The following is a 3,255-nucleotide window of genomic DNA, read 5'->3' as shown; positions in this document are numbered from 1 at the left end:
TTTTTTGCTGTTTCATTGGCGGCTGTCTGTGACGCCGCCGCGGGCGTTTGTGGAAGGCCCAGGTGTTGAAGCGTGTCTGGCCCAGGGGTGACCCAGCCCGGCAGTTGCGGTAGCTTGTTTGCGTCGTCTGGGAAGGTGGCGGGTTCGTATGTCATGGCACAAGACTATCCCGTGGCGGCGCTTTCCGCTACCATATAGTGTACAAAGCGCCCCACCCTGCGGCTCACCGCTATGTCCAATAAGTTTGCCTTATCGGACATAATTGGGATAGGCTCAGAAACATGCAGTGTCGTTTTGATTTCATGGGTGGATTCGCCCGAAATCGCGTCTCTCGTCGAGGAAGTTCTCACTCAACCGGTGGACCGGGCTCTTGCTCAACCTCTGGACTCTTCCTGTGGCCCAGTCAACGGACCTCTTTTCTTCGTCTGACCGCCGCCACAGGCACTGACGGTGCGGAAGCACGGGCACGGCTCTGCTGAACAGCCAACGCGCTGTCTCGGGCATCTCAGCACCAAAATCGAGCTCCGCGCCGAAGAGGTCGCCCAGAATGATGAGGGTCAACGCCCGCCAGCGCAGAGGCAAGTGCTGGAACGGCGCATCCGTGCTAACGGCCGCTCGCGCCTCAAACGGACAGTGCCACCCGGGTTGCTCGAACCAGAGGGCCAGAACGGGCCGCACCGCGTCCACCCGATCAAGCGGCGCCCACAGCGTGCGAATGGCATGCTCCAAGCGCACGCGACTATCGTCATGGCGCTGGAGAACCCGCTTTATCTGGCGCTGAAGGTCGAGAACGCCTGCCGCGAAACCCGCGTCCAAATTGTGATCCGGCTCCCCTCTCCTGCTGGTGAGCAAACCGCGACACCTGCTGCAGAACGGGCGCAGCAGACCACTGCGAAACTGAAAAGACACGCGCAGCTGAGCGCTGCAAGCCGGGCAGCGGTCGTTCAGCATCTGCCGGTGGATTGGACAGACGAGGTGGTCGGCCAGCCTCCAGTCTGATCGCATGTAGCTGTCACGGCCCATGGCTTGATCGGCTTCGAAGCAACCAAGACAGACCGGTATCTTCGATCGCTCCAGGATCCATGTTGGGACGCGATTAGGAAAGCGAAGTGCCAACGAAAGGCGGGTCAGTCGCGTGGGGTCGACGCGGCAGGCCCGTGCCCACAGCCTGAGCAGCTCGGGATCGGGAGCGATATCGTCAATGAGGCGATGCGGCTGCGCTTCCCTCCCCTGCCCCGCGAGCCACGTCGTCATATCCGGGGCCGCCAAACCAGAGCGGGCGGCGACCCGCACCATCCAGGAAGATAGGAGTTCGTCTGAAAAAGGACGTGGCGCAGCCGGTAAGCGCGTTGGCGCTGTCATGCCACTGCCGGATGCGGCGCACGTTTCCCCCGCCGTCGCGGTAGCTGGGTCATTGAAACCAGCGGCAGCACCAGACCATCGCCGAAACTCTCAAGGTCCAGCCGCTCCTTGCCCGTGCGGATTGCATCTTCCCCCGCGGTCTCTATCAGTCGGAAGATGCGCGCGGTCACGCCGGAAGTGAGTGTGTGGATGCGGGCCCGCGTCTCAGCACTCACCCGCGTCTCAGCACTCATCAGATCGGAGGCCTCCCGCAACGGTAGGATGCGCTCGAAACTCTTCAGAAGGCCCGCAAAGGCCGCATCGTTCTGCCAGGGCGTGAGGTGAAACGCCTCGAACCGCTCCGCCAGCTGCGCATCAGTCAGCAGCGCCTGGCGCGCAAGGTCGGTTCCGGCGCAAACAAGTGGGATCCGCAGATCATTGGCCAGAAACCTGATCGCATTGAGAAAAATCCGCTGCTGCCGAAAGGTACCGGCCAACATGCCGTTCACCTCGTCGAGGATGATTATTTTTGCCTCCACGGTGCGCAGGAGCGATCGGCAGACATCCTTCTCGCGGGCCAGCGTCCCGCCCGCCATCGCCGGCGCGCCCATGGCCGCCAGGAGTTCGCGGTAGAGATCCCGCTCGATCGGCTCCGAAGGCACCTGAGCGACCACCACAGGACGGTAATCGACGCCTTTGACCTGGCAGAACTTTGGTGGGTGCGCCCGTTCGAACTTACGCACGATCTTGGTCTTGCCCATGGTGAGCCATTGATGCGCCATTGGTTCGAGCACAATGGCGAACATCGCCGTAGATCAGAAGGCATGGCATCCGGTCGCGGGGCGGATAGGTCAGCAGGTTGTCCAACCGTGCAAAAGCCTTCCCTGCTTGATCGAACCCAATCCAGCGGTCCGCCCGGATCCAGGCGATACGTTCTGCATCTGGCAGGTCTGCAAAGCGCCGATAGGCCGGATCGAGACGATCGAATGCGCTGTGCTCGCTCACGACCATTCCTCCACTTCGAACCCGGGATGGCTCCTGAGCGCGTTCTCATCCATCTCAGACATGTGATCCTCGACTTCGGTCCCTTCGGCGGCAGTACCATCAAGCGCCCGCTCACGGCGCTCGGCAGTCCGCCTCGCATCCCTGGTCCGCGCCGACGCATCTCGGACAAGCGCTCGTTGCTCCACGATCACCTCGAAGATCAGGTCTTCATCCTCCAGGGACCGCCCACGTTCTCGTAGGATCATCTGCGCGCGGCGATGCTCGGGCAAAGTGATCGGCGGATGCCGCAAATCCGCGAACCTCACCGGATACCTCTGGCCGTCCGGACCGCGCACAAACACGGTCGAGAGGTCGCGCGGATCATAGGATACGCGCAATCGGCGGCCTTCCTGGCCAGCCCAAAGGCTCAGAATGTCGTCCCAATAGCGCAGACCGAACAGGTGGATACCGTCGCGCCGTACCATCCGTTGCTCACTTGGCAGGAAATCGATCCGGAAGCCTTCAGGATCACGGGGCGTCCTCAGCGGCACATTCCGCCGCGCGTGGGCTTCAAGCCAAGCTGCCAGCGGCGGAATACCAAGTATGCGGTGGCGTTCCGCATGATAGCGCGTGATCTCAAGCGCCAGCCAGTGTTCCAGCTCGTCCAGCCTCATCACGGAGTTCGATACGGAATCGTAGTCACCGCGGTCTTTGATGCTGCTGAACGTCGATCCCGGCAGCAGATGCACCGCCCCCATCATCGTGCCGATCAGCCGCTCGATATGCCCGCCATAGCGCGGTGTGCCGGGCGGGCGGTGCTGCAGCGAGATCCCATGCTCTTCAGCGCCCCCCTTCATCGCTTTGGACCGGAACCCCTTGGCGTTGTCGCCAGGAATGGTCCCCGGCAGGCCCCCGGGGGGCCCATCGGCG

The 3,255-nt window shown here is 62.5% G+C and carries 4 protein-coding genes and 1 pseudogene; 1 reads left to right on the top strand and 4 read right to left on the bottom strand.

All coding sequences use genetic code 11. The annotated features are described in order from the left end of the window. The first annotated feature begins 747 nt into the window (after positions 1–747). On the top strand, positions 748–999 hold the full coding sequence (locus tag HEP69_RS17620) for a hypothetical protein (RefSeq protein ID WP_290559804.1): 252 nt from the start codon (positions 748–750) through the stop codon (positions 997–999). Positions 1,000–1,005: 6 nt separating this feature from the next. Here HEP69_RS17620 and HEP69_RS17615 read toward each other — a convergent pair. From HEP69_RS17615 to HEP69_RS17600, 4 genes and pseudogenes are all read right to left on the bottom strand, one after another. Continuing rightward, positions 1,006–1,296 (bottom strand): annotated as a pseudogene (locus tag HEP69_RS17615) (hypothetical protein); the annotation flags it as partial. 62 nt (positions 1,297–1,358) lie between these two features. After that, positions 1,359–2,147 (bottom strand): TniB family NTP-binding protein, encoded by a 789-nt coding sequence (locus HEP69_RS17610; RefSeq protein ID WP_290559803.1) that lies wholly within the window; start codon positions 2,145–2,147, stop codon positions 1,359–1,361. Then, the gene (locus tag HEP69_RS17605; RefSeq protein ID WP_290559802.1) at positions 2,077–2,352 is read right to left on the bottom strand and encodes a TniB family NTP-binding protein; all 276 of its coding nucleotides are present in this window, start codon (positions 2,350–2,352) and stop codon (positions 2,077–2,079) included. Before HEP69_RS17605 ends, HEP69_RS17610 begins: the two co-directional genes overlap by 71 nt. Further along, positions 2,343–3,255: Mu transposase C-terminal domain-containing protein (locus HEP69_RS17600; RefSeq protein WP_290559801.1), on the bottom strand; the 913-nt coding region annotated here is incomplete at its 5' end. The genes HEP69_RS17605 and HEP69_RS17600, both read right to left, overlap by 10 nt.

It is taken from the genome of Aestuariivita sp. (assembly GCF_021404545.1).
In the GTDB taxonomy this organism is placed as follows: Bacteria; Pseudomonadota; Alphaproteobacteria; order Rhodobacterales; family Rhodobacteraceae; genus Aestuariivita.
This window is presented reverse-complemented; position numbering and strand designations above follow the sequence as displayed.

Excerpts from the sequence above, each read along its gene's own strand:
- HEP69_RS17605 (WP_290559802.1), bottom strand. The coding sequence starts at position 2,352 with ATGGTCGTGAGCGAGCACAGCGCATTCGATCGTCTCGATCCGGCCTAT.
- HEP69_RS17610 (WP_290559803.1), bottom strand. The coding sequence starts at position 2,147 with ATGTTCGCCATTGTGCTCGAACCAATGGCGCATCAATGGCTCACCATG.
- HEP69_RS17620 (WP_290559804.1), top strand. The coding sequence starts at position 748 with ATGGCGCTGGAGAACCCGCTTTATCTGGCGCTGAAGGTCGAGAACGCC.